This is a genomic window from Aquella oligotrophica, from assembly GCF_002892535.1.
Taxonomy (GTDB): Bacteria; Pseudomonadota; Gammaproteobacteria; order Burkholderiales; family UBA11063; genus Aquella; species Aquella oligotrophica.
Genome location: NZ_CP024847.1, coordinates 867,242 through 887,470, shown reverse-complemented (window position 1 = coordinate 887,470; position 20,229 = coordinate 867,242). Strand labels below are relative to the sequence as shown.

The 20,229-nt window shown below is 35.9% G+C and carries 20 protein-coding genes and 1 pseudogene; 10 read left to right on the top strand and 11 right to left on the bottom strand.

Features of this window, described 5'->3' with window-relative positions; translation table 11 throughout:
• Positions 1-60: 60 nt before the first annotated feature.
• From CUN60_RS04115 to coaD, 6 genes and pseudogenes are all read right to left on the bottom strand, one after another.
• Positions 61-696 carry an RlmE family RNA methyltransferase gene (locus tag CUN60_RS04115; RefSeq protein WP_102950806.1) on the bottom strand — a complete coding sequence of 212 codons (636 nt, stop codon included), beginning with the start codon at positions 694-696 and terminating at the stop codon, positions 61-63.
• A complete protein-coding gene (locus CUN60_RS04110) occupies positions 696-2,276 on the bottom strand; it encodes a sodium:solute symporter family transporter (protein WP_102950805.1) in 1,581 nt (526 codons plus the stop codon). Before CUN60_RS04110 ends, CUN60_RS04115 begins: the two co-directional genes overlap by 1 nt.
• A 104-nt stretch (positions 2,277-2,380) precedes the next feature.
• Positions 2,381-3,393 (bottom strand): annotated as a pseudogene (locus tag CUN60_RS13395) (nucleoside transporter C-terminal domain-containing protein).
• Entirely contained in the window at positions 3,393-3,683 is a 291-nt protein-coding gene (locus CUN60_RS13430) for a Na+ dependent nucleoside transporter N-terminal domain-containing protein (RefSeq protein ID WP_102950802.1), read from the bottom strand. The pseudogene CUN60_RS13395 and the gene CUN60_RS13430 overlap by 1 nt, the downstream one beginning before the upstream one ends.
• Positions 3,684-3,917: 234 nt before the next feature.
• On the bottom strand, positions 3,918-5,150 hold the full coding sequence (locus tag CUN60_RS04090) for an RsmB/NOP family class I SAM-dependent RNA methyltransferase (protein ID WP_102950801.1): 1,233 nt from the start codon (positions 5,148-5,150) through the stop codon (positions 3,918-3,920).
• 3 nt (positions 5,151-5,153) lie between these two features.
• Positions 5,154-5,645, bottom strand: coding sequence for a pantetheine-phosphate adenylyltransferase (coaD, locus tag CUN60_RS04085; RefSeq protein ID WP_102952441.1), 492 nt, complete (start codon positions 5,643-5,645; stop codon positions 5,154-5,156).
• A gap of 194 nt (positions 5,646-5,839) precedes the next feature.
• Between coaD and CUN60_RS04080 the strand changes: the two genes are divergently transcribed.
• Together CUN60_RS04080 and CUN60_RS04075 are read left to right on the top strand one after the other, a co-directional pair.
• Positions 5,840-6,418, top strand: a complete 579-nt coding sequence (locus CUN60_RS04080; RefSeq protein ID WP_102950800.1) for a superoxide dismutase — start codon at positions 5,840-5,842, stop codon at positions 6,416-6,418.
• A 133-nt stretch (positions 6,419-6,551) separates the two neighbouring features.
• A complete protein-coding gene (locus tag CUN60_RS04075) occupies positions 6,552-6,836 on the top strand; it encodes a hypothetical protein (protein WP_158649279.1) in 285 nt (94 codons plus the stop codon).
• Positions 6,837-6,880: 44 nt separating this feature from the next.
• Here the strand turns inward: CUN60_RS04075 and CUN60_RS04070 are convergent, their stop codons facing one another.
• The 3 genes from CUN60_RS04070 to CUN60_RS04060 form a co-directional block, all read right to left on the bottom strand.
• Positions 6,881-7,252, bottom strand: a complete 372-nt coding sequence (locus tag CUN60_RS04070; protein ID WP_102950798.1) for a hypothetical protein — start codon at positions 7,250-7,252, stop codon at positions 6,881-6,883.
• 445 nt (positions 7,253-7,697) lie between these two features.
• Positions 7,698-8,552, bottom strand: coding sequence for an ROK family protein (locus CUN60_RS04065; RefSeq protein ID WP_102950797.1), 855 nt, complete (start codon positions 8,550-8,552; stop codon positions 7,698-7,700).
• Positions 8,553-8,564: 12 nt separating this feature from the next.
• The gene (locus tag CUN60_RS04060; protein ID WP_102950796.1) at positions 8,565-9,812 is read right to left on the bottom strand and encodes an MFS transporter; all 1,248 of its coding nucleotides are present in this window, start codon (positions 9,810-9,812) and stop codon (positions 8,565-8,567) included.
• A gap of 395 nt (positions 9,813-10,207) precedes the next feature.
• Between CUN60_RS04060 and CUN60_RS04055 the strand changes: the two genes are divergently transcribed.
• From CUN60_RS04055 to CUN60_RS04030, 6 genes are all read left to right on the top strand, one after another.
• Positions 10,208-11,161 carry a TDT family transporter gene (locus tag CUN60_RS04055; protein ID WP_158649278.1) on the top strand — a complete coding sequence of 318 codons (954 nt, stop codon included), beginning with the start codon at positions 10,208-10,210 and terminating at the stop codon, positions 11,159-11,161.
• Between the two features lie 4 nt (positions 11,162-11,165).
• The gene (locus tag CUN60_RS04050; RefSeq protein ID WP_102950794.1) at positions 11,166-11,498 is read left to right on the top strand and encodes a hypothetical protein; all 333 of its coding nucleotides are present in this window, start codon (positions 11,166-11,168) and stop codon (positions 11,496-11,498) included.
• Positions 11,499-11,734: 236 nt separating this feature from the next.
• Positions 11,735-12,724 carry an HlyD family secretion protein gene (locus tag CUN60_RS04045; RefSeq protein ID WP_102950793.1) on the top strand — a complete coding sequence of 330 codons (990 nt, stop codon included), beginning with the start codon at positions 11,735-11,737 and terminating at the stop codon, positions 12,722-12,724.
• Between the two features lie 27 nt (positions 12,725-12,751).
• Entirely contained in the window at positions 12,752-13,735 is a 984-nt protein-coding gene (locus CUN60_RS04040) for a hypothetical protein (RefSeq protein WP_102950792.1), read from the top strand.
• Positions 13,717-14,598 carry an FUSC family protein gene (locus CUN60_RS04035; protein ID WP_102950791.1) on the top strand — a complete coding sequence of 294 codons (882 nt, stop codon included), beginning with the start codon at positions 13,717-13,719 and terminating at the stop codon, positions 14,596-14,598. Before CUN60_RS04040 ends, CUN60_RS04035 begins: the two co-directional genes overlap by 19 nt.
• Positions 14,598-15,950 carry a TolC family protein gene (locus CUN60_RS04030; RefSeq protein ID WP_102950790.1) on the top strand — a complete coding sequence of 451 codons (1,353 nt, stop codon included), beginning with the start codon at positions 14,598-14,600 and terminating at the stop codon, positions 15,948-15,950. Before CUN60_RS04035 ends, CUN60_RS04030 begins: the two co-directional genes overlap by 1 nt.
• Positions 15,951-16,049: 99 nt before the next feature.
• On the opposite strand, the gene CUN60_RS04025 is transcribed toward CUN60_RS04030, so the two are convergent.
• Positions 16,050-17,186, bottom strand: coding sequence for a hypothetical protein (locus CUN60_RS04025; RefSeq protein ID WP_102950789.1), 1,137 nt, complete (start codon positions 17,184-17,186; stop codon positions 16,050-16,052).
• Between the two features lie 265 nt (positions 17,187-17,451).
• Between CUN60_RS04025 and CUN60_RS04020 the strand changes: the two genes are divergently transcribed.
• Positions 17,452-17,868, top strand: a complete 417-nt coding sequence (locus CUN60_RS04020; RefSeq protein ID WP_102950788.1) for a cell wall hydrolase — start codon at positions 17,452-17,454, stop codon at positions 17,866-17,868.
• A 10-nt stretch (positions 17,869-17,878) separates the two neighbouring features.
• On the opposite strand, the gene CUN60_RS04015 is transcribed toward CUN60_RS04020, so the two are convergent.
• Positions 17,879-18,343 (bottom strand): Lrp/AsnC family transcriptional regulator, encoded by a 465-nt coding sequence (locus CUN60_RS04015; RefSeq protein ID WP_102952440.1) that lies wholly within the window; start codon positions 18,341-18,343, stop codon positions 17,879-17,881.
• Positions 18,344-18,478: 135 nt separating this feature from the next.
• Here CUN60_RS04015 and CUN60_RS04010 point away from each other — a divergent pair, with 135 nt between their 5' ends.
• On the top strand, positions 18,479-20,134 hold the full coding sequence (locus CUN60_RS04010) for a 2-isopropylmalate synthase (RefSeq protein ID WP_102950787.1): 1,656 nt from the start codon (positions 18,479-18,481) through the stop codon (positions 20,132-20,134).
• Positions 20,135-20,229 lie beyond the last annotated feature (95 nt).

Below are 20,229 nucleotides of genomic sequence, written 5' to 3'. Positions count from 1 at the left end.
TATAGTTTAAATAATTAGTCTTACCAAGCAGCATTTTGGATAAATAATAGAAATATTATATCACATTGGCTTCTTTGACTTGCAAAGTAAGTACACTTCCTTACTTTTACTTCGTGAGGCTTCAGGCTTACGAATTATTACCTGAGTAAAAACATTTCTGGCTAATTTAACCAAGTCTTCAAACTCACTCCCCTGAAACACCTTAATCAAGCAATTCCCGCCCACTTTCAAATAGCTAGCAGAAAAGTCAAGAACTAGTTCAACAAGATAAGCAGAACGCGCCTGATCAACATTCTTTATCCCACTTAAATTAGGTGCCATATCAGAAATAACCAAATCAACCTCTTTATTATCAATTGCCATTAACAATCGATTCAAAGTTTCCTGCTCAGTAAAATCACCGTGTATAAAATTCAACCGTGGGATAGGATCAATCTCAAGAAGGTCAACGCCAATAACTTTACCATTAACGCCAACTTTCCCAATAGCAACCTGTGACCAGCTACCCGGTGCACACCCCAAATCAACTACAATCTGTGCTTTATTGAAAAGGTTATCATCCCTATCAATTTCAAGGAGTTTATATGCCGCCCGCGAACGGTAGCCATCTTTCTGTGCCTGATTCACATATGCATCATTAACATGCTGATGAACCCATGCCTTAATTACCTTATTTTTTTTAGGCTTTTCGCTCATTACTTGCTCTTTGTAAAAAATCTATTCAATAATGACAAAGAAAAATAAACAACACTTACAAAGAATGTAATTTTAGCTGTCATATCCGCTAGATTAGGATATTTTACTAAAGGAATAAGTACCGGTATATCAGAAACATTTGCAGTTAACAACAGGGCAATAATCAAAATATAGATAATAAGGTCAAGAAGCCAACTACCTTTATTATTAAGAATTAAAGCGCAGGCTATTGGAGTAGAAAGAATAAAAATCAGACAAAACATGTAATAAAAACTAAAAAATTTGAACAGTACTAATCCAATACAAATTGCAATTACAAATAATGCAAACATAAAAACTCTTGCAGCCCAGAGATTCTCAAGATCCTCTCCCGATTTATTAAACCTTGGGGCATAAATACCATTTATTATAGTAAATGTTGCAAACAAAATGCTATCACTAACTGTTTTAAAGAAAAATAAAATAATTATAAAAAGAGGAATAAATGCATATGGCAAGGCTTTTTTTATAACTACCAATGCGGCAGAGATATAATCAAAATTTCCTTGGGTAGAATTACTTAGGGTTTGATCATCGTCTTCTGCTGCCTTAACTGGAATCACTCCTCGCTGCAAAGTTGCTCCATTACCCGGGACAGCGCGAACAACATACCCTAACTCACCATTATCAAACCGAGTCTGAGTTGTAATAATTTTTTTCCCAGCTATTTCAGGTAGCTTATTAGGTGTAGCTAAAGCAAAAACACCAGTAAAGATGATGATTGCAATCATTATGAATTTAATAATTTGTGCAATGAATGTTGTGCCGGAGTTTTTTAGTACAATTTGCTTTAAATTGGCAAATGGATTTATGACGATAAATGTTAACGAAACAATAACCATAAGCCATAGTTGTAACATTGGGTTAGCAAGTGCTGCTATTGAAGTAAAGCTACTAGCCTGAAGTTTATTATCAGTTGCCACACTCTGTAAACTAGCCACTAAATTCCCAAATCCAATATTTTTATATGAAATCACAGCAATAATCAGCAATAACAAAAAAACAATCACTGAGGATAGTATTTTGCTATACGACAAACCAGCGAAGCCACCAAGAATAAGACAAATCGCTGCAATGGCAATTAATGAAAGCGTGCTATTAGCAAATTCCCAACCAAGCAGACTTTTTAGCATCGAAACCATTACGGCAATTCCGGTACCAGCAACAAGCAACATCAGTAAAGCATAAACAACAAGCATGACAACTGATTGCGCACTAAATTCTGCAATTTGCAACCGCTGGTATAACACAGAATTTTTCAGCCTAAATCCGGCAAATAGGTCAAGAACTATATAGACTATCATAAAAAGCATTAAACCACTAAGCCCGGCATAAGCACCATAACCGCTTAGGCTAATGAACTCTATTATTCCGATACTGATTGCGCCTGAAAGAAAAGTTATCTGCGTAGCTGAAGCACCCAGAAAAAAATCATGGCTACTTCTATTTTTGCGCCTAAAATAGTAAGCACTAGCAAATATAGCACCAAACAGAATAGTCATCATTACATAATCAATATTTGTAATATTTAATAAATACATAAGCTTTATTGTCCAATAAGATTCTTTTTTTAATAGCCAGTTATTATATAACAAATAAAAAACGATGGTAAGGATACCATCGTTTAGATTCTTCAAATAGCTAATTAGCCAAGAATTGAATGCCAGAATCCAGCAACTGTTGCGGTCATGAATCCCGCCAGAATTGCAGCAAAAAGTGCTTTGAAACCCATTGCAGCCAGATCAGACTGTCTTCCTGGTGCTAATGCGGAAAAAGCTCCCATTGAAATCCCAATCGAAGAGAAATTTGAAAAGCTAGCTAAAGCAAAAGTTGAAATAAATACTGAGTTGGGTGAAAGTAGATGCGCCGCCTTCATCTGTCCAAGGCTCATAAAGGCAACAAATTCATTGATAGCAACCTTCTGCCCAAGCAGGCTTCCCACTTGCAAAGTTTCATTCCAACTAACCCCATAAAAAAGGCAAAAAAACGAAAAATTAAACCAAAAATATACTCAAGCGATAAGCCATCAAAACTTTTATTTGAAGAGGTAGCAATATAATCATTAATATGAACCAGACTACCAATCCAGAATAAAAACCCATCTATCGCATGAATCAATGGTATTACTGCCATCAAAGCCGCACAAATGGCGACACCAATTTTAACTCCAGTAAATGCACCGTGCATAATAGCATCAACCAGTGAATCATGTCTGCTACCAGTTACCTTCAAATGTTTGGCATCCATGATAGCTTCATAATTAGTTTCAGGAAAAATCATTTTAGCAAAAACAATTGCTGAAGTTGCATTCATAAATGTTGCTGTTAAAAGTGAATTAGCAACCATTAATTCTTCTGCATGATTCCCTGCTGCTAAAAAGCTTAAATACATCCCCAAAGTTGAACCGGATAAATTCGCTAAGCCCGCAACAAAAGCACACGCCAATTCTGAACGAGTCATGTTTTGCACATAAGGCCCGATAACCATTGGACCTTCTGATTGCCCAAGAAAAATATCGGCGATAACGACAAGGCTTTCAACACCGGACAGTTTGATTGTTTTGCGTAATAAAAAAGCAAGTTTCTCAATTATCCATTGCATAATTCCAAAAAAGTAAAGAATCGAAATTACGCTCCCAAAGAATATAATCGTAGGCACTACAACAAAAGCAAATACAAAACCAACTTTGGATGTATCAGCCAATCCACCAAAAACAAAGCCAGCCCCTTGTTCGCATAATCCATGAACTTCAATAGCCCACCGGATAAAACATGTAGCCCGCTATTTACAATTGGCACATAGTGAATTATAAGAAAGAGACAATTTTGCGCGACAAAAGCAGTTAAAATAAGTCTCCAGTTAATTGCCTTTTTATTTTCCGAACAGATAAACGCTATACCGAGTAAGAAAAAAAAACCAAAAAAACTTTGAATAGCAAGAGTTGACATGCCAAACCCCAAAAATGAAATATAATGTGATTAATGTGAAGGAAAGTAATAACATCAGCACAAAATACCTTATTTACTATTTTAAATAAAAAGGATTTTGCTCCCTGTTTTTATTGCGTATTACTGCAGTTTCGGGTGAAATTAATTACTAATAAACTATTTGTTAGTGCCAGACAAATATTATAATTCAAAAAAACTTTATTAATAACACTAGCACCAAAAAATCTTACCTGATTAAGTTATTTTTTCAATAACAGCAGCAAAGAAACCATCTGTACCATGGACTGCCGGGCTAAGTGTCAAAAAACGACTATCAGTTAGCTTTAACTTTTCTAGTACTGGAATTTGACCAATATCAATCAATCGAAAGTCACTTTCAGCTGCCAAAAATTTCTCAACAATATCCTGATTTTCTTCGCGAAGAATGCTGCATGTTGCATAAACAATTTTACCGCCAGACTTAACTAGCTTACTTGCTGCGCTAAGGATTGAAAGCTGTTGCTCATTAATTTGTAAAAGACTTTCTTCATTATAGCGAAATTTTAAATCCGGGTTACGGCGTAACGTACCCAAACCAAGACATGGTGCATCAACAAATACTTTATCTATCTTGCCATGAAGACGCTTTATCTTGCTATCATTCTCACTCTCGATCAGTTGTGGATAAACATTGGATAAACCTGAACGAGCAAGACGAGGAGTCAGATTCCCCAAGCGGCGTTCATTAATATCAAAAGCATAAATTCGCCCAGTGTTTTTCATAAGCATGCCAAAAAGTAAGGTTTTACCACCACTTCCGGCACAAAAATCAACTACCATTTCACTACGTTTTGGCTCTAATAAAATCCCAGCAAGCTGACTCGCCTCATCCTGCACTTCAATCGCGCCATCAAGAAACAGTTTATTGCGCATAAGGTCAGCTTTATTTTCTAGAGTAATTCCGAATGGAGAAAATTTAGTTAATTCAGATTTGATTCCCTCTGCATTTAAAACCTTATGTACTTCAGATACTGACATTTTGAGAGTGTTGACCCTTAATGTTAGTGGAGCCTGTTGTTCCATCGCTTTCGACAAATTCTTTATTTCCGCTTCCGGAAGATTCTTACTAAGTCTATTCTTGATCCACTCCGGAAATTCAATAGTATTTTCATTGACACGAGGTAAGGTTTCAATTACCGCAAGCTTGATTGACTTTAATTTAGATAACTCAGAAGGAGGAGTTTTTAGATAGTGTAGCCAAACATAAGCAATCAGGGTAAAAGTATTTTTTATCTCTATCGCAGTACTCAGCTTATAGTAATTTCTTAAAATGGTATAAACTGTCTCAGCAATAATACCCCGATCTGTAAACTGTAACTTACGATTCTCACGAAAAAATTTTGAGAGTAATGCATCTGTTGGGATTTTGAATTCCAACACCTCCCTTAACAATTGCACATTTAATTTCAATAAACTATCATTAATCATCTTTTAACTACCATTCTTAACTTTCAAAGCATCCAGTACCGTTTCGGGAACATAACGCTTAACAATTTTTTCCCAACCAGCAGTACCAACCAATCCTTTTACCAAACTCGATGAAACTTCAGCATAATTTCGCGGCGGCATTAGGAAAATGGTATCTATTGTGGAACAAAGGTCTGAATTAATATAGCGCATAGTTTTTTCATACTCATAATCTTGAGTATTCCGAATACCACGCACAATAAAACTGGCTCCTACACCTTGGGCATAATTAACCAGAAATTCACCATTAAAATGCCCTATTTCGATATTTTTATATTGATGCAATGTCTCTTTTAGTAATCCCAATCGCTCATCGAGGGAAAAAGAGTAGTTTTTGTCCGGGTTATCACCAACTGCAACAATTAATTCATCAAAAATCGCAGCAGCACGATCAATCACCCACAAATGACCGTTGGTAATCGGATCAAAACTACCAGCATAAATTGCTTTTGGCATAATGGTTTTATCCTGTGTAATAAGCTTCAAAAACACACATATTCCGGAATTGATACCGGCTACATCCCCAGTATTGTATCCAAGATGGACAGAAAAAATATTATATTTAACAATAAAAAATAATTTTTTGGTAAAAACCCGGTTACATGGTAAACTATTGACCGTTAATTTGTACTCTATTAAAGGATAAAAATATGGAACATACATTACCTCAATTGCCTTATGCACACGACGCACTTGCACCACATATTTCAAAAGAAACTATTGAATTTCACTATGGTAAGCATCATCAGACATATGTTACAAATTTAAACAACCTGATAAAAGGTACAGAATTTGAAAATGCTAGCTTGGAAGAAATTGTGAAAAAATCATCTGGTGGCATTTTTAATAATGCTGCTCAAATCTGGAACCATACATTCTACTGGAATTCTCTATCGCCAAACGGTGGTGGTGAACCAACTGGAGCATTAAAGGACGCTATCATCAATAAATGGGGTTCTTTTGATGAGTTTAAAAAAGCTTTTGCTCAAACTTGCGTAGGTACATTTGGTTCTGGCTGGGGTTGGTTGGTTAAAACACCTGCTGGAGAGCTTGAACTAGTGTCAACTTCAAATGCAGCAACTCCATTAACTACGGCAAATAAACCATTACTGACCTGTGATGTGTGGGAACATGCTTATTACATTGATTATCGTAATAGCCGTCCAAACTATATGGATGCTTTCTGGAAACTAGTTAACTGGGAATTTGCTAGCAAAAATTTTGCATAAATAAAACCAGCGAGCTAAATTTACCTATCTCCGCCGCAAGCAACGGAGTATTACGGCGAATTTGGCTCAAGATTTACCGATAACCGTGATTTACTGTTTTTTAATAGTTTTGCATCATACTTAAATAGTAGCAATGATGCCAAGACGCGGCAAACATCAGCCAATTTACAACTGGTTCTATTGGTCTTGGAATGCAAATAGTGGCGATACTGGTGGAATAGTAGATGATAGCTGGAAAAACATTAATTGGAATCGGATTGATCATCTAAGCCGTGGGGTATTATCCGGACAAACAGTTATTAATCCTTCAGGAATCGGCTTACAACCGTGGTATATTAACCACCAGCTTAAGATGATGTTATCATTGTTTGTGATGTTACCAGTAAGGTATCAACAATACAGGAAGCCAGCGGAATAGCTGGCTTTTTATTAATTGTGGCAAAATTCATCTTATTGACTTTATTAGTTCAAAATTTTATGAGTTTCTTTTAATTTCTGTAATCTTTCCAAAATTTCTTCTGTTGCACAAATAACATTTACATGACTTTCAACATGCTTAATTTGTTCCATGTCAATTAAAGGAATTTGACCATTAGCACCAACTTCCTGAGCTAAAATACATGATCTGCGCAATAAATTGTCATCAATCAGCTGATTCATAATCATAGCAAAATGTTCTTTTTCTTTTGTAGTCAATGATTCCGTTAACTTTTCTTGACTAATATTAAATTTAGAACGCGTAGCTCCTGTACGAATTTCATCAAGCGTTGGATGTTGGCAAATCTCAAAAAGCTTGTTTAAAATTTTAATTTCCGCTGTTACATAATTTTCCATAAGATACTCCAAAACGATATATTGTGGTTACATACTGATATTAACACTACATTTAGTAATTTGTCAAATTAGATATGTAATAACTAAGCTTTTAATTAAATCATATGGTTGAATGGTTTTATGGATAATAATGTGTAAAGAATTACAAACTCATACAAAAACAAGTGGTCAGCCATGCATTCCGCATCGACTATTTTTTTGCCTATACCGTAAGGCATGGCTTTGAGATTTCAAATTTCGACGTTATTATCAATGAGTAGGAGTGCAGCTAATATATTAGTAAGTCCGATCACTTTTTGTTTGATTTACAAATCTCCAGTCCTACTCTCATAAAATATGCAAACGAAATCATCACACCTAGGCATCTATCAATAGCTGTAGTACACACATATGAATAATAGAAATTTAACCGCTAACAGTTTCTATTTGGATAAAAACCAAATGTTTAGCTTATTTCATTAAAATAAAGTGCAGCAGAACCAAGAATCTGAATATCAGAAATATCGCTACATTCTATGGTTAGCTTTTTAATCGTTCTTGGGTATGGGAATTTTGCTAATTCACTAAAAAGAGCTTCTTTGTAGATATCATAGGCTTTCGCGATTGAGCCTCCGATCAAAATTGCTTCCGGATCAAATGCAAGAATGATAGAGTAGATTAATTTACCCAAGTGACTACCAAATTCATTAGCGATTTTTATAGCAGAGGCATCACCAGAACGCGCCAGATTAAAAATTGTTTCACCATCAGAGTTATGTTTCTTACGGAAAAATACTCCGCTACAATAATCTTCAAATTTGCTATCTAGATATGGTATCTCGCCAAATTCTCCCGAACCGCAATTTACATCAAGAAGAAGCTTGCCATTATTAATAATTCCACCACCAATACCCGTGCCAATGGCAACGCCAACAAAGTTCTTATATTGCTGCCCTTTGCCAAATAACCGTTCACCAATCGCAAAACAATTAGCATCGTTATTAATAAATGCTTGACATGAATAACGCTCTTCCAAAACAGCTTTTAATGGTACTTCTTTCCATGATGGTATATTCTGCACATCATAGACTACGCCACTAGCCCGATCTACAACACTCGGAACACCAACGCCGATTCCTCTAACTTCGGGATCAAACACCTGATCAATGCAATCAAATATTGTCTGCATAACTAGATCATATTCCTTGCTATCTGGCAGTGCAGCTTTGGCTAATTTAATTACTTTGCCATTTTGGACAAGTCCAGCACGAACATTACTTGCCCCCATATCAACCCCGATTACTTTAATATCTTTCATCATTACCCCTAGGAATTATTTATCTTTTGTGAAAATCGTTTTATTTTTTATGAATGGCTTGGCTACAAGAGCAATCCAGAACATATAGCCTAGAGTCAGATAGACTAGACACATACCATATTTTAAACCAATCATGTCACCAATGATACCCTCTGCAAAAGGTATAATTGCACCTCCAATAATCCCTGTACAGAGAATACCCGCAAAAGTACCATGATGTTTACTTAATGAATTAAGCCCTAGAGATAAAACACCCGGATACATTACTGAAGTACAGAAACCAAATGCAGGAAAGGCAAATAAAGCCATCTCGTAACCACCAAATAAAGCACAGCTTAACATAATGATACCAAGAATGATGAAAGCACCAAGCAACACTCTTTGATCAAGAAGTTTTATCAGAAACATGCCAAGGATACATCCGAGTGCTTGCCCTGCCCAGAATAACGCCGAAATATGCGCACCAATAGTATCTGGACTGGCATTATAATAAGTCTCAAGAAATTTTGAAATCCAAACAACAACACCTTGCTCGGTACCAACGTAGGCAAATATACCAATAAAATAAACCCATACAGTTTTACTTCTAAATAACTCAAAGACTATTGCTAACCCTTCAACTCGTTCATCTTCTTTTAGTTCTACTTTTGGAAATTTGGTAATAGCAATAATCACAAATAATATTGCAAACATAATCCCGGATACCAGATAGAATGCGACCCATGGCATAGTAGCAGGAGCAACTGATGCAAGTAAGCTGATAAATTTATCCCCACCAGATTCCGCAGCAGGTAACTTAGTAACCAAATATGAGTAAACATATGGCGAACCAAACGAGCCACAAGCAAAAATCATCTGCGCCATTACTGAAAAGAAAGAATAATGCTCTTCACCACCAGCTGTGCGTAAAAGCGGATTTATTACTACCTGTAATAATGCCATACCCAGCCCCATAAAAAAGAGCGAAATCAGATAAACTGGCAAGGTATGAATAAGTGTAAATAACCAGCAAGAGATAATTGCAAACAGCATCCCAAGTAGCGTAATTGATTTAGTTCCATAAATATCAGTGAAGTAGCCAGTTGGTAGAGATCCAACTCCATAAGCAATAAAAAATGCAAATGGTAAAAACCCAGCTAGCCATAAACTCATATGAAAGCTTTCATTGGCAGCAGGCATTATCGGACCGATTATATTAGTTAGAAAAGAAATAGCAAAAAAAGTCAACATTACCATTATAACTAGCACGGGGCTACGTTTCATCGATAGATTCCTGATAAAGGTTAAAATATAGCGTAATTATACTCTTCGCTCCTACGCCAATTTCTCTTTTTTATATTCTATTTAAAGTCTGAAATTCACTGAAGAATACTTTTAATGCTTATTGATAGCTGGATTTTAGAGTAGGTTTTTTATTACGGAATTATAGCGATTAAAGGAAAATGATACTACCATCCAATTTGGTGGGTATCAATTGTTATTCGTGGGCATTCGTGACAAGGGTTAAGGATAAAGAGTCTACCAAAGAACGCTACAGGTAACTATGTGATGTAAAATATTTAAATTGTATGCAAGTATTGATAGTAGTAAATTTATCTATTGTTGATAGTCTATCCTTTAACCTAAAATAACGTTATAAATCAAAAGGAGAAATAAACGTGAAAACATTTGTCGGTAAACTTAAAAACCTGCCAGTAGCAGTATCTGGTTTGGCTCTGGGAACTGCAGGATTGGGTAATGTCCTTGCTAACGAAGTTCATTCTAGCTTACGCTATATTTGTGCGATGATTGCCTTATTGATATTATTGATGGTAGCAATAAAGAAATTATCACATCCAAAAGTACTTTGGAATGAAATCAGTCATCCTGTAGCAGGCAGTTTTATCCCAGCTTTTGATATGGCATTAATGGTAATTGCCAGTATTATTGTCAAACATAATCAAATAGTTGGAAAAGGAATGTGGTATCTAGCAATTCTTTTCCACTTATTTTTTGCAATTAGCTTCATATATCATCGTTACAAAGATTTTGACCTAAATCATATGTTGCCGAGCTGGTTTGTTCCACCTGTGGGTATAATTGTAGCTTGTGTGACAGGCGAGGCAATGCAGGCAGAATTTATTACCCATACAATATTTTACTTTGGTTTTATTTGCTATATTTTATTACTACCAGTCATGATGTACCGTCTGATATTTGGTGATAGAATTCAAGACGCCCAACTTCCATCCTTTGCTATCATGGGTGCTCCAGCAAGCCTATGTCTCGCTGGTTATCTTACTGCCTTTAATGAGCCAAGCCAGATTGTTGTTGGAGTTTTATTATCTTTATCGTTAATGATGACATCATTAGTTATAATTTCAATGATTAGAATCAATCACTATCGGATTCGTTTTATGCCAATTTATGCATCATTTACATTTCCGCTAGCAATTGGAGCTACTGCGCTAATCAAATACTCTCATTTTATTGGTTTGAATACACTTAGTGGACAGTTTTGGCATCAAATCGGGCTAGCCGAAATGGCATTTGCAACTATTGTTGTAAGCTGGGTCTTAATTATGATGACAAGATTTGTGTTCCATAACGTTCTTAAAACAAATCATAGTTAATAAAATGAATCATCGTTATATAAATTTTACTGCCTTATTACTAGCTAACATCCCGATTATGATTACATCGTTAAAGCTTGCCTTATCGATAATAATCATAATCACTGGATACTGTATTATTTATAAAAGCTACTGGATTCTTGCACTATTAACTGGAACAACGATTATTAGCACATTAATTGGCAAATTAATGCCCGTAATTACACTAGAAAATTCAAATCTGACAGTAAACCATGAGAATTTGATAGTTGCGTTAATAATTATTCCAGTTCCATTAATTATAAATAGTCTTTTTATCTGCCTCGGTGAAACAACCAAGTCGGCAGATATCAGCTAATCAGAAGAATCATGAGAAGATAAATAATTATGGTTTGCAAAGTTGCAAGTAAAAATCAGGCAATATCAATGAACTTCAATCTGTTTACGTATATATATGCTATAATTTGCAAGCCAAAAACACTAAATAACTATACAGTTACACATCAGGGTGATAGAGCAGCAATTGATAAGCTGGGAAGCAAAATTAAATTAAAACTCTGAGTTAAATTACAACATTTATTTATTAAAGTACAGATGCAAAAATTTCTTGAATGGATAAACTTCCCCAAATTCGTTTTAATCGTTGGTATTATTAGCGCAATTACTTATTTATTTTCATTCTTATACCCGATTACGGATAATGCTTTTATTGTTGCCAATATTCGTCCCGTCGCAGCCGATGTCTCAGGATATGTAACTGATCTTTTTGTAGTTAATGGGCAAAAAGTGAAAAAAGGTGATCCCTTATTTATCGTATTTCAAAAACCATATGAATATACCTATAAAGCAGCACTAGCTGATGTAGAAGTAGCAAAACATGAATATACCACCATCAGTGAGCAATTAGCACAAGATGTTGCTAGCCAAAATGCGGCCGAACAAACCTACAAAAAATTAGCCAATGACCTAAAAAGTTATCAAGCAGCCTATCAGACTTATGCCGTAGCTAAGCTTGATGTGGATAACCTTAATTATGACACCAAAACTGCGTATAATAATTTTATTGCATTAAAACAAAAAGTAGCCGTAGATAAAAGTAATCTGAAAGTTCAGGAACAGAAAATTAAGCGGCTTGAAGCATTGGCTGGAGTTGCCAAAGTCAATCTTGATGAAACAGTCGTCAGGGCTGCCAGTGACGGGATAATTCAGAATATGTATCTGTCACTTTATACACCGATAAAAATTCATGATCCAATCTTTTCTTTTGTTGATACCAGTGATATTTATATTCAGGCAAATTTTACTGAAACTGATCTGCGTCTAATCCGTGCAGGCGATAAGGCAACAATTATTCCTCGGATGTATCTTGGGCAAAAAGTGTTTCATGGCCTAGTCTTATCAACCAACTGGTCGGTTGAACGGCAGGAAACGAACCCAAGAAGCCAGTTACAAAAAGTAGCGCGAGAAAATGAATGGGTACTATTACCACAGCGTTTTCCAGTACAGATTAAAATTCTCGATCCTGACCCAAAATTTCCGCTAAATGTGGGCGCAAGCATGTATGTATATATTTCACGCAACTGATGTTATCACAACTACCGGACTTTCACAATGAATTCCTTTCTAAGTGCAGGTTATACCCAGTTTAAAAACTATGATGCATACGGTAATGGTCGAATCTCCGTCATTGTATCGTTATATATCTATATTATTCTGTCATGCTTTAATATTTACAATCTGAATTTCAGCCTTAACCAGACTTTTTTCTTTGTTATCCCAGCAGTTTTGGCAATTGGCGCTGCACATCTTAACAATATAAACTCATTTCAACAAAGAAATAGCACTTTTATAGTTTTCATGGTATTTACTGCTTGTGGAGTTTTTGGCTTCACAATCGCAGAAAAATATAATACTTATGCTCTGCTGGTATTTTCTTTTGCGCTATATTTTGCCCTAATGACTGTAACCTCATTTACTGGGTTTACCCAATATCGTGGATTGATTCCACCTGTTTTTGTGCTAAGTTTTCTGACAATTCTTGTAGGTGGTGCCGGGCAATTTTATGTTGCGGTTAATCGCTGTATTTCAATGGCGGTTGCCGGGATTATCGCCTATCTAAGCTTACAACTGATTCCGGCGAAATATTATCATCAGATATGGTTTAATTCAGCAAATATGGTGTTAAAACGGATCATAGATCAATTAGAGTTAATAGTTATAAATAAATCAGGAAATGTGATATTTCATGGTGATTGTGTAATCAGAATGAATAATAGTCTTGGCTTTACTAAGGTAGCCAAACACGAGAAAGACTTTCAGCATTGTACCACAAAAATCAATCAATTCTATTTTGGGATAGCACTCACATATAGCAACTATGCAAAGTACAACCAGAATGGCTGCTTGAGTAATCTTTTTAGCTGGCTAAAAACTGCTTATCCAATATTTAAAGAACATAATAGTATCCCAGCTGATTTGATTGAGCAAATTGTAAGAAATCAGTACACTGCACCAAATAGCGACATCAGAAATCTATGGCAAATTCTTCATGAAATTAGTCAACTATGGAATAGCTTATGCATATCAAATCGCTAAAATACTCAAGATTAATTCATAATACACTAATTTTTACAATTAGTCTCTTCATAAGCTTTTATAGTCATATTCCATTTGCATTCTGGGTTTCAGCAACCGTTCTTGCCATCATGCTACCAATGGATAGCCAGCAAATTAAGGAACGAATTAGCGGAGTCTTTTGGGGTAGTGTTCATGGTTTGGTACTCTTTATTCCTATCTGGCTACTTTTAGACATAAATAGTGGACTGATTTTTCTAATTATTCCTTTATCACTAGCAGCTGCCAATTTTTTTCAGATTCATAATTTTTCGCGAAATATTGCATTTCTAAATATCAATCTTGGACTATTTCTTGAATATATGCAATACGGCAATTACCATTTTTCAGCGTACTTTGTTGCCCGCTTTATGACAATAGTTATTGGCATCATCTTAGCCGGGTGTGGGGATTTCTTTTTTACTCATCGCAAAAATTATGGTCTATATGAATTTAATGATGCCATAACTAGGCTTGATAGTATTATTGCTAAAGCCCAACTTCACTTTAACTCTCTCAATCGCTCTACCTTAAATAAAAATCAAGAACTTGAACTGATTATGCACTTTAATAGCCTTAACCTTTTAACAGTAACTATTGAAAATAGCTTTAAAAGCGCAATTCTTGAACAGGGAAATCAATTTAGGGAAAAAATTGGCAAACATTATCAAGCCTTACCAATGCTAATTAGGCAATATAAGTTAAAGTTATTTGCTTTGGGTTATGCGATTGATTCCCACCCTATATTTACAGAACATAAACTAAAAAACCTCCTCTTGGAGGTTAATAGTGGTAGCGAACAAATTCTTGCTCAAACCCAAAAAATTTTGCAGGCTCAACAATAATGAAACAGCTAACTATCATTCTCACTATTCTTCTTGGCAGTTGTAGCCTCGTCTCCCCCGACCGACCAACAGCAAAAGCAGAAGTTAATAACAACTGGTCATCTTCAAGTAAAGAGGTCGCAACCAATAGCAAAATTAATACTAGCGAAAGTGGTAATTATTGGTGGTATAAATATAGCGACAATACACTAAATCAGCTGATGGAGTCTGCTTTCCAACAAAATAATCAGTTACAAATAGCGGGGGCAAGTGTTGAACTGGCAAATGCTCAGTTAAAAAGGATCGAATTTGCATGGATACCAAATTTGACTGCCATGACTGGTTATTCATCATTCCCAGCGATGGGTAATCTTGGTTACTTTTTTGGGGGTTTTGCCAATTATACAATTAATGTGTTTCAGCTAATTCAGCAACAAAAACAAGCAGAATATATTGTAAATACAATCATGTTTGCAAAAACCCGTGTCCAGCTAGAAGTAATTTATCAGGTTGCAATTAGTTACTTTAGCCTTCTTGCATATGAACGAGAGGAAGTCTTATATCAAAAGCTTCTGTCGGATATGGAGATGGTATTAGCTCTTAACCAACAACGATTTACTACTGGCGTTAGCTCCGAAAAAGAACCATTTGTAAGTAGCGCTGAAATTGCTGAAATCAGGTCAAAACTCGAAATAATCAGGCATAATATTGTATTAAGTCAAAATGCATTACGCTTCCTAACGAACCAAAATCCTGGGAAGATAATTCATAAAAATACATTTAATAATCTTGCACCGAATATACTGATCCCAGGCAATTTGCCGCTTACAGTATTAAATAACCGCCCAGATGTAGCGGAGGTAACAGCGCGTCTTGAAGCAGCCAATGCTGGAATTGGCGTAGCACAGTCAGAACTATTACCAACAATTAATTTTAGTAATTTCTATCGCGATGCTTCACAAAATGAAGGCTATGGTTATGTTCCCGGTGATCTGAAACAGTCCATGATAAGCGTGCCAATCTTAAATGCACAAATATTTGCTGATATTGCTGCCAGTAATGCTATTTACAAGCAGGTTTATTATAATTATCTGCAAACGGTTGAAGCTGCCTTACGCGATGTTGACAATGACATTTCTGCCCATAACCAATTTTCAAAACAGCTTGATGATAATACCCGCGCGCTTGACTATATAAATAAATCTTGCGCGCTCGAAAGTACCAGATTCAATACTGGCATCAGTAGCAAACTAGAATACACTAAATGCCTAGTACGAATTGACTATTATGAGATTCTACTCACCCAGATAAAAATGGCTAAATTATTGGCAACGGCAAAACTTTATCAAGATTTTGCAATTATTCGTGAATAATTTTCTTAAAAGTCTAATAGCAAAAGAAAACAACCACCGTAAACTACGGTGGTCGTCAAGGATCTTTATACTATCTTTGTTTCTATGTACTTACTGTGTTTACCAGAAACTATGTCCTGCACCTGCTACAGATACACTATTACTTACCACTGTCCATGCATCTGACCAGCTAGTCCCTGTTCCCGGTGCATAAACCGATGGAGCCTGATTACACCATCCGGTGTAAGGAAATGGTTTACACTCATAAGTCTTACCATCTGTACCCTTAATACGATCACCTGCCTTATAGTTAGGGTAACCTTCCGGATATACCCCTGCTTGTGGCGTTGGCTCAGGATTGATATGTGTACCTACTGCTATATTTACTGCAGGATTGTTCTTCTCTACTTCATCATTAAACGCATGGTTTAGGAATGTTCCTGCTGATTTTGATGTCGTTGATCCACTTTGATTACCTGATACTGCACTAATCTTAAAGTAAGAACCTTTGTTCTCTAATGGGCTTTGCTCTAATGTAACTTTACCATTAGTAGCTGGAGTTACTGTTGCACGATCATAATAAACACTTGCTGTTGCCGACAATGCACATTTCCCAGTTGGTCCATCCATCTTCTCTAGAAGAGCACTGGTTGCACCTAGCGTAATGTTTCTTGCTGTTTCCCCAGCTTGGATTGTTGGACCACCCAGTACCATCATCGGACAGGTTGTATTATTAGTTATTGTTGCTCGAATTACACTTGGGTATTGGTAATCCGGTTGTACTGGCTTTGGTTTCTCACTTGATGGAATAACTCCACCACCATTTACTGTCAGAACCGCATTATGTGTCTGACCAGCGGATAATTTAATTGAAGCATTATTTAATGGCTGGCTTTGCCCGTCAACCTGTAGTACACCACCAAATGGGTTACTGATTGTCGAGAATGAACTCCCTTGGATTGCAGTCAGAGTAAACGAATCATCTTCTTTTGCTCCTGAGTGATTCCCCGCTGTTGATAATAGCACTGAACCAGCTGCTATCTCACAATGGTATGAACCATCGGAATATGAAGCATATTCGGTTACTGCATATGTACCATCTGAATTTATTGTTGCTGTGCCTGTACCACCAGGAGCTACTGTACTACCATTTACTGATACCGGGCATACTGTATTATTTTGTAACTGAACATTTATATTACTTGCAAAAGCATTTACTGAACCAATTGCAGCTAAAGCGATAAGTAGTTTTTTCATTTGATGTCTCCTTGACGTATGTTTTTTACTTTTTTGCTTACCGGGCTTTTTATTTCCCATGACGCTATATTAACAATTCATCACATAGACTGAATATAGCTAACTACGCAATCTACCTATACGATTTTGAAAAGCCAAATAAATATGATTTTTTAAGATCATAGCAAAAATGGATAGATAAATTGCAGAAATAGCTATATCAAAAACTCATGTTTATTGGTTAAGATCTAATATAAGTAATAATGGTTATTCAAAAGGAAGAAAAATGTTAGTAGTTACAGCAAGTTTATGTATGGCAATTAATCTATACAAAGAATGCCGTAGTGCATCAGATAAAGAATGTCAGTTAGTAAATCGGGTAGTTATAAACCGGATGCATGATAGCCATAAGACTGCTTGTGATATTATTTTTGCTAAAAATCAATTTAGCTGGACTAATTCAACCCAGAAGAAGCTGCAATTTAATAGCTATAATGATATGCTTGCATATTATAAAATTGATGATAGCACACAATTAGTTCGGGCTTTTGAAAATATAAATAAATCACAAGATCAGAGTAATCAATTTAAAACCCCAGATAATATGATCTATTACTATGATAAGTCCATCGTTCAACCTAGGTGGGCGCAACATATGCAAGTAGCTTATAAAACCAAGAAATTCATATTTTATAATGCTTAATTCGCTTAAACTAATAAATCGGAATCGGACGGTTCTCTATAATTCTATTGAGCACAAAACTCGAATGAACACCGCTTACTCCGGGAATTTTGGTAATTTTGCCAAGTAAGATTTGGTGATAATGTTCCAAATCAGTTACCAGTATTTTTAGCATATAATCGGCTGACTGCCCGGTAATTAGCAAACACTCAATTACCTCCGGAATTATCGCAATCTGCTTTTCAAAGAAATCAAATCGCTCGGTAGTATGTTTATCCATTGAAATGGATACAATTGCCATTAAGCTAAGCCCCAACTTGTTAGAATTTAGTATTCCCTTGTAACTACTGACTATCCCACTATCTTCAAGAACCTTTACCCGCCGTAAACAGGCAGACGGTGATAATCCGACTAGATCAGCGAGATCCTGATTAGTTATTTTGCCATCTTCCTGAATAGCCCTCAAAATTGCTTTATCATATGAATCAAGGATCACCTGCAATAATCTTTCATAATTTTACTAACATACAAAATTATATATCATATATATACAAAAATAAAGAATTTATGCAATAAAATTAATAAGGCTAATTAATATAATATTGTTATGAATGATAAAAAGGAAATCAAGATGCTAAAAAATCCGGCTACAAAATATCAACCCGCTGAACAATTTTATTTTCCAAAAAGAACATGGGTAAATAAAACCATAGAAAAAGCCCCAAGCTGGCTATCAACCGATTTACGTGATGGTAATCAGTCCTTATTTAATCCTATGAGTATTGACACTAAACTTAAATTTTATAATGAGTTAATCCGAGTTGGATTTAAAGAAATAGAAGTTGGCTTCCCTGCTGCTTCTGAGATTGATTTCAAGTTTGTTAGAAAACTAATTGAAGAAAATCGGATACCTGATGAGGTAACTATTATGGTGATGACCCAGGCTAGAAAAGATTTGATTCAAAAAACTGTCGAAGCGGTAAAAGGCTGTAAACAAGTAATTGTTCATATTTATAATGCAACGGCAAAACCATGGCGTGAAATCGTTTTTGGAATGACAAAAACGGAAGTTTTAGAATTAATTGATACTCATGTTAAGTACTTTAAATCATTAACTGACAATATTCCTAGTACCAAGTGGATCTTTCAATACTCACCAGAAACATTTTCTTCAACCGAGCCAGAATTTGCCTTAGATGCATGCAATACGGCAATAAGAGCATGGGAAACCTCAGATACACGCCCAATAATTATCAATCTACCTTCTACGGTTGAAAATACAACCCCGAATGTATTTGCTGACAAAATTGAATGGATGAGTAATAATCTTGATTGCCGCCACAATGTGATTCTATCGGTGCATCCACACAATGATCGCGGCACTGGAATTGCAACCGCAGAATTAGCACTACTTGCTGGAGCAGAGCGGATTGAAGGCTGCTTATTTGGTAATGGCGAGAGATGTGGGAATCTTGATCTTGCAACAATTGCTCTAAACCTTTATACTCATGGAATCAATCCAGAACTTGATTTTTCAAATATAAACAAGATTGCCAAAATCGTCGAAGAATGTACCCAATTACCAATACACCCACGACATCCATATGTTGGAGACTTGGTATTTACTGCTTTTTCTGGTTCACATCAAGATGCAATCAAAAAAGGTTTCACTTATCAACAAGCTCAAGAATTATGGACTGTCCCTTATCTACCAATTGACCCAGCTGACTTGGGTAGAACTTATGAAAGTATTATTCGAGTTAATAGCCAGTCAGGGAAAGGTGGCATTTCGTATATCATGGAAAATAACTATGGAATTACAATGCCACGCCGAATGCAAATTGAATTCAGTAGCATAGTACAAAATCATGCTGATACTAGCGAAATGGAAATAAGCCCGGACGAAATATGGAGATTATTTAATCAGACCTATTTGGACAAGCCTGAAAAATCACTAAAGTATATAAGCCACTCATTTACTGATACTGGTGCAATTGGTATTAAACTAGAAGTTAATGGCAAAGAAATTTTAGTATCCGGCACAGGGAACGGCACTATGGAAGCAGCGGTAGCAGCTCTAGGCAATTATCTTGAGATTATTAGCTACGAAGAGAAGTCCATTAGCAGCGGAACTAGTGCCGAAGCAATTACCATGATTGAATGTAGAAGTGGCAGTCACGGTACAAGTAAATTTGGCGTAGCCAAACATCAAGATATTGTAACCGCCTCAATAATGGCGCTGATAAATGCGACCGAAAGGCTTGGATTAGTTACAAAGATATTATAAAATCATGAAGAAGCTAAGCTGATAAGATTATTTATATTTTATCCGCTTTATATACTAAATCAGATTGAAGATTCATGGTAGGCGTGGGTGACAAC

What these genes read in the sequence shown, in the direction of transcription:
- CUN60_RS04115 (WP_102950806.1), bottom strand. Translation starts at nt 696, where the DNA reads ATGAGCGAAAAGCCTAAAAAAAATAAGGTAATTAAGGCATGGGTTCAT.
- CUN60_RS04110 (WP_102950805.1), bottom strand. Translation starts at nt 2,276, where the DNA reads ATGTATTTATTAAATATTACAAATATTGATTATGTAATGATGACTATT.
- CUN60_RS13430 (WP_102950802.1), bottom strand. Translation starts at nt 3,683, where the DNA reads ATGTCAACTCTTGCTATTCAAAGTTTTTTTGGTTTTTTTTTCTTACTC.
- CUN60_RS04090 (WP_102950801.1), bottom strand. Translation starts at nt 5,150, where the DNA reads ATGATTAATGATAGTTTATTGAAATTAAATGTGCAATTGTTAAGGGAG.
- coaD (WP_102952441.1), bottom strand. Translation starts at nt 5,645, where the DNA reads ATGCCAAAAGCAATTTATGCTGGTAGTTTTGATCCGATTACCAACGGT.
- CUN60_RS04080 (WP_102950800.1), top strand. Translation starts at nt 5,840, where the DNA reads ATGGAACATACATTACCTCAATTGCCTTATGCACACGACGCACTTGCA.
- CUN60_RS04075 (WP_158649279.1), top strand. Translation starts at nt 6,552, where the DNA reads ATGATGCCAAGACGCGGCAAACATCAGCCAATTTACAACTGGTTCTAT.
- CUN60_RS04070 (WP_102950798.1), bottom strand. Translation starts at nt 7,252, where the DNA reads ATGGAAAATTATGTAACAGCGGAAATTAAAATTTTAAACAAGCTTTTT.
- CUN60_RS04065 (WP_102950797.1), bottom strand. Translation starts at nt 8,552, where the DNA reads ATGATGAAAGATATTAAAGTAATCGGGGTTGATATGGGGGCAAGTAAT.
- CUN60_RS04060 (WP_102950796.1), bottom strand. Translation starts at nt 9,812, where the DNA reads ATGAAACGTAGCCCCGTGCTAGTTATAATGGTAATGTTGACTTTTTTT.
- CUN60_RS04050 (WP_102950794.1), top strand. Translation starts at nt 11,166, where the DNA reads ATGAATCATCGTTATATAAATTTTACTGCCTTATTACTAGCTAACATC.
- CUN60_RS04045 (WP_102950793.1), top strand. Translation starts at nt 11,735, where the DNA reads ATGCAAAAATTTCTTGAATGGATAAACTTCCCCAAATTCGTTTTAATC.
- CUN60_RS04040 (WP_102950792.1), top strand. Translation starts at nt 12,752, where the DNA reads ATGAATTCCTTTCTAAGTGCAGGTTATACCCAGTTTAAAAACTATGAT.
- CUN60_RS04035 (WP_102950791.1), top strand. Translation starts at nt 13,717, where the DNA reads ATGCATATCAAATCGCTAAAATACTCAAGATTAATTCATAATACACTA.
- CUN60_RS04030 (WP_102950790.1), top strand. Translation starts at nt 14,598, where the DNA reads ATGAAACAGCTAACTATCATTCTCACTATTCTTCTTGGCAGTTGTAGC.
- CUN60_RS04025 (WP_102950789.1), bottom strand. Translation starts at nt 17,186, where the DNA reads ATGAAAAAACTACTTATCGCTTTAGCTGCAATTGGTTCAGTAAATGCT.
- CUN60_RS04020 (WP_102950788.1), top strand. Translation starts at nt 17,452, where the DNA reads ATGTTAGTAGTTACAGCAAGTTTATGTATGGCAATTAATCTATACAAA.
- CUN60_RS04010 (WP_102950787.1), top strand. Translation starts at nt 18,479, where the DNA reads ATGCTAAAAAATCCGGCTACAAAATATCAACCCGCTGAACAATTTTAT.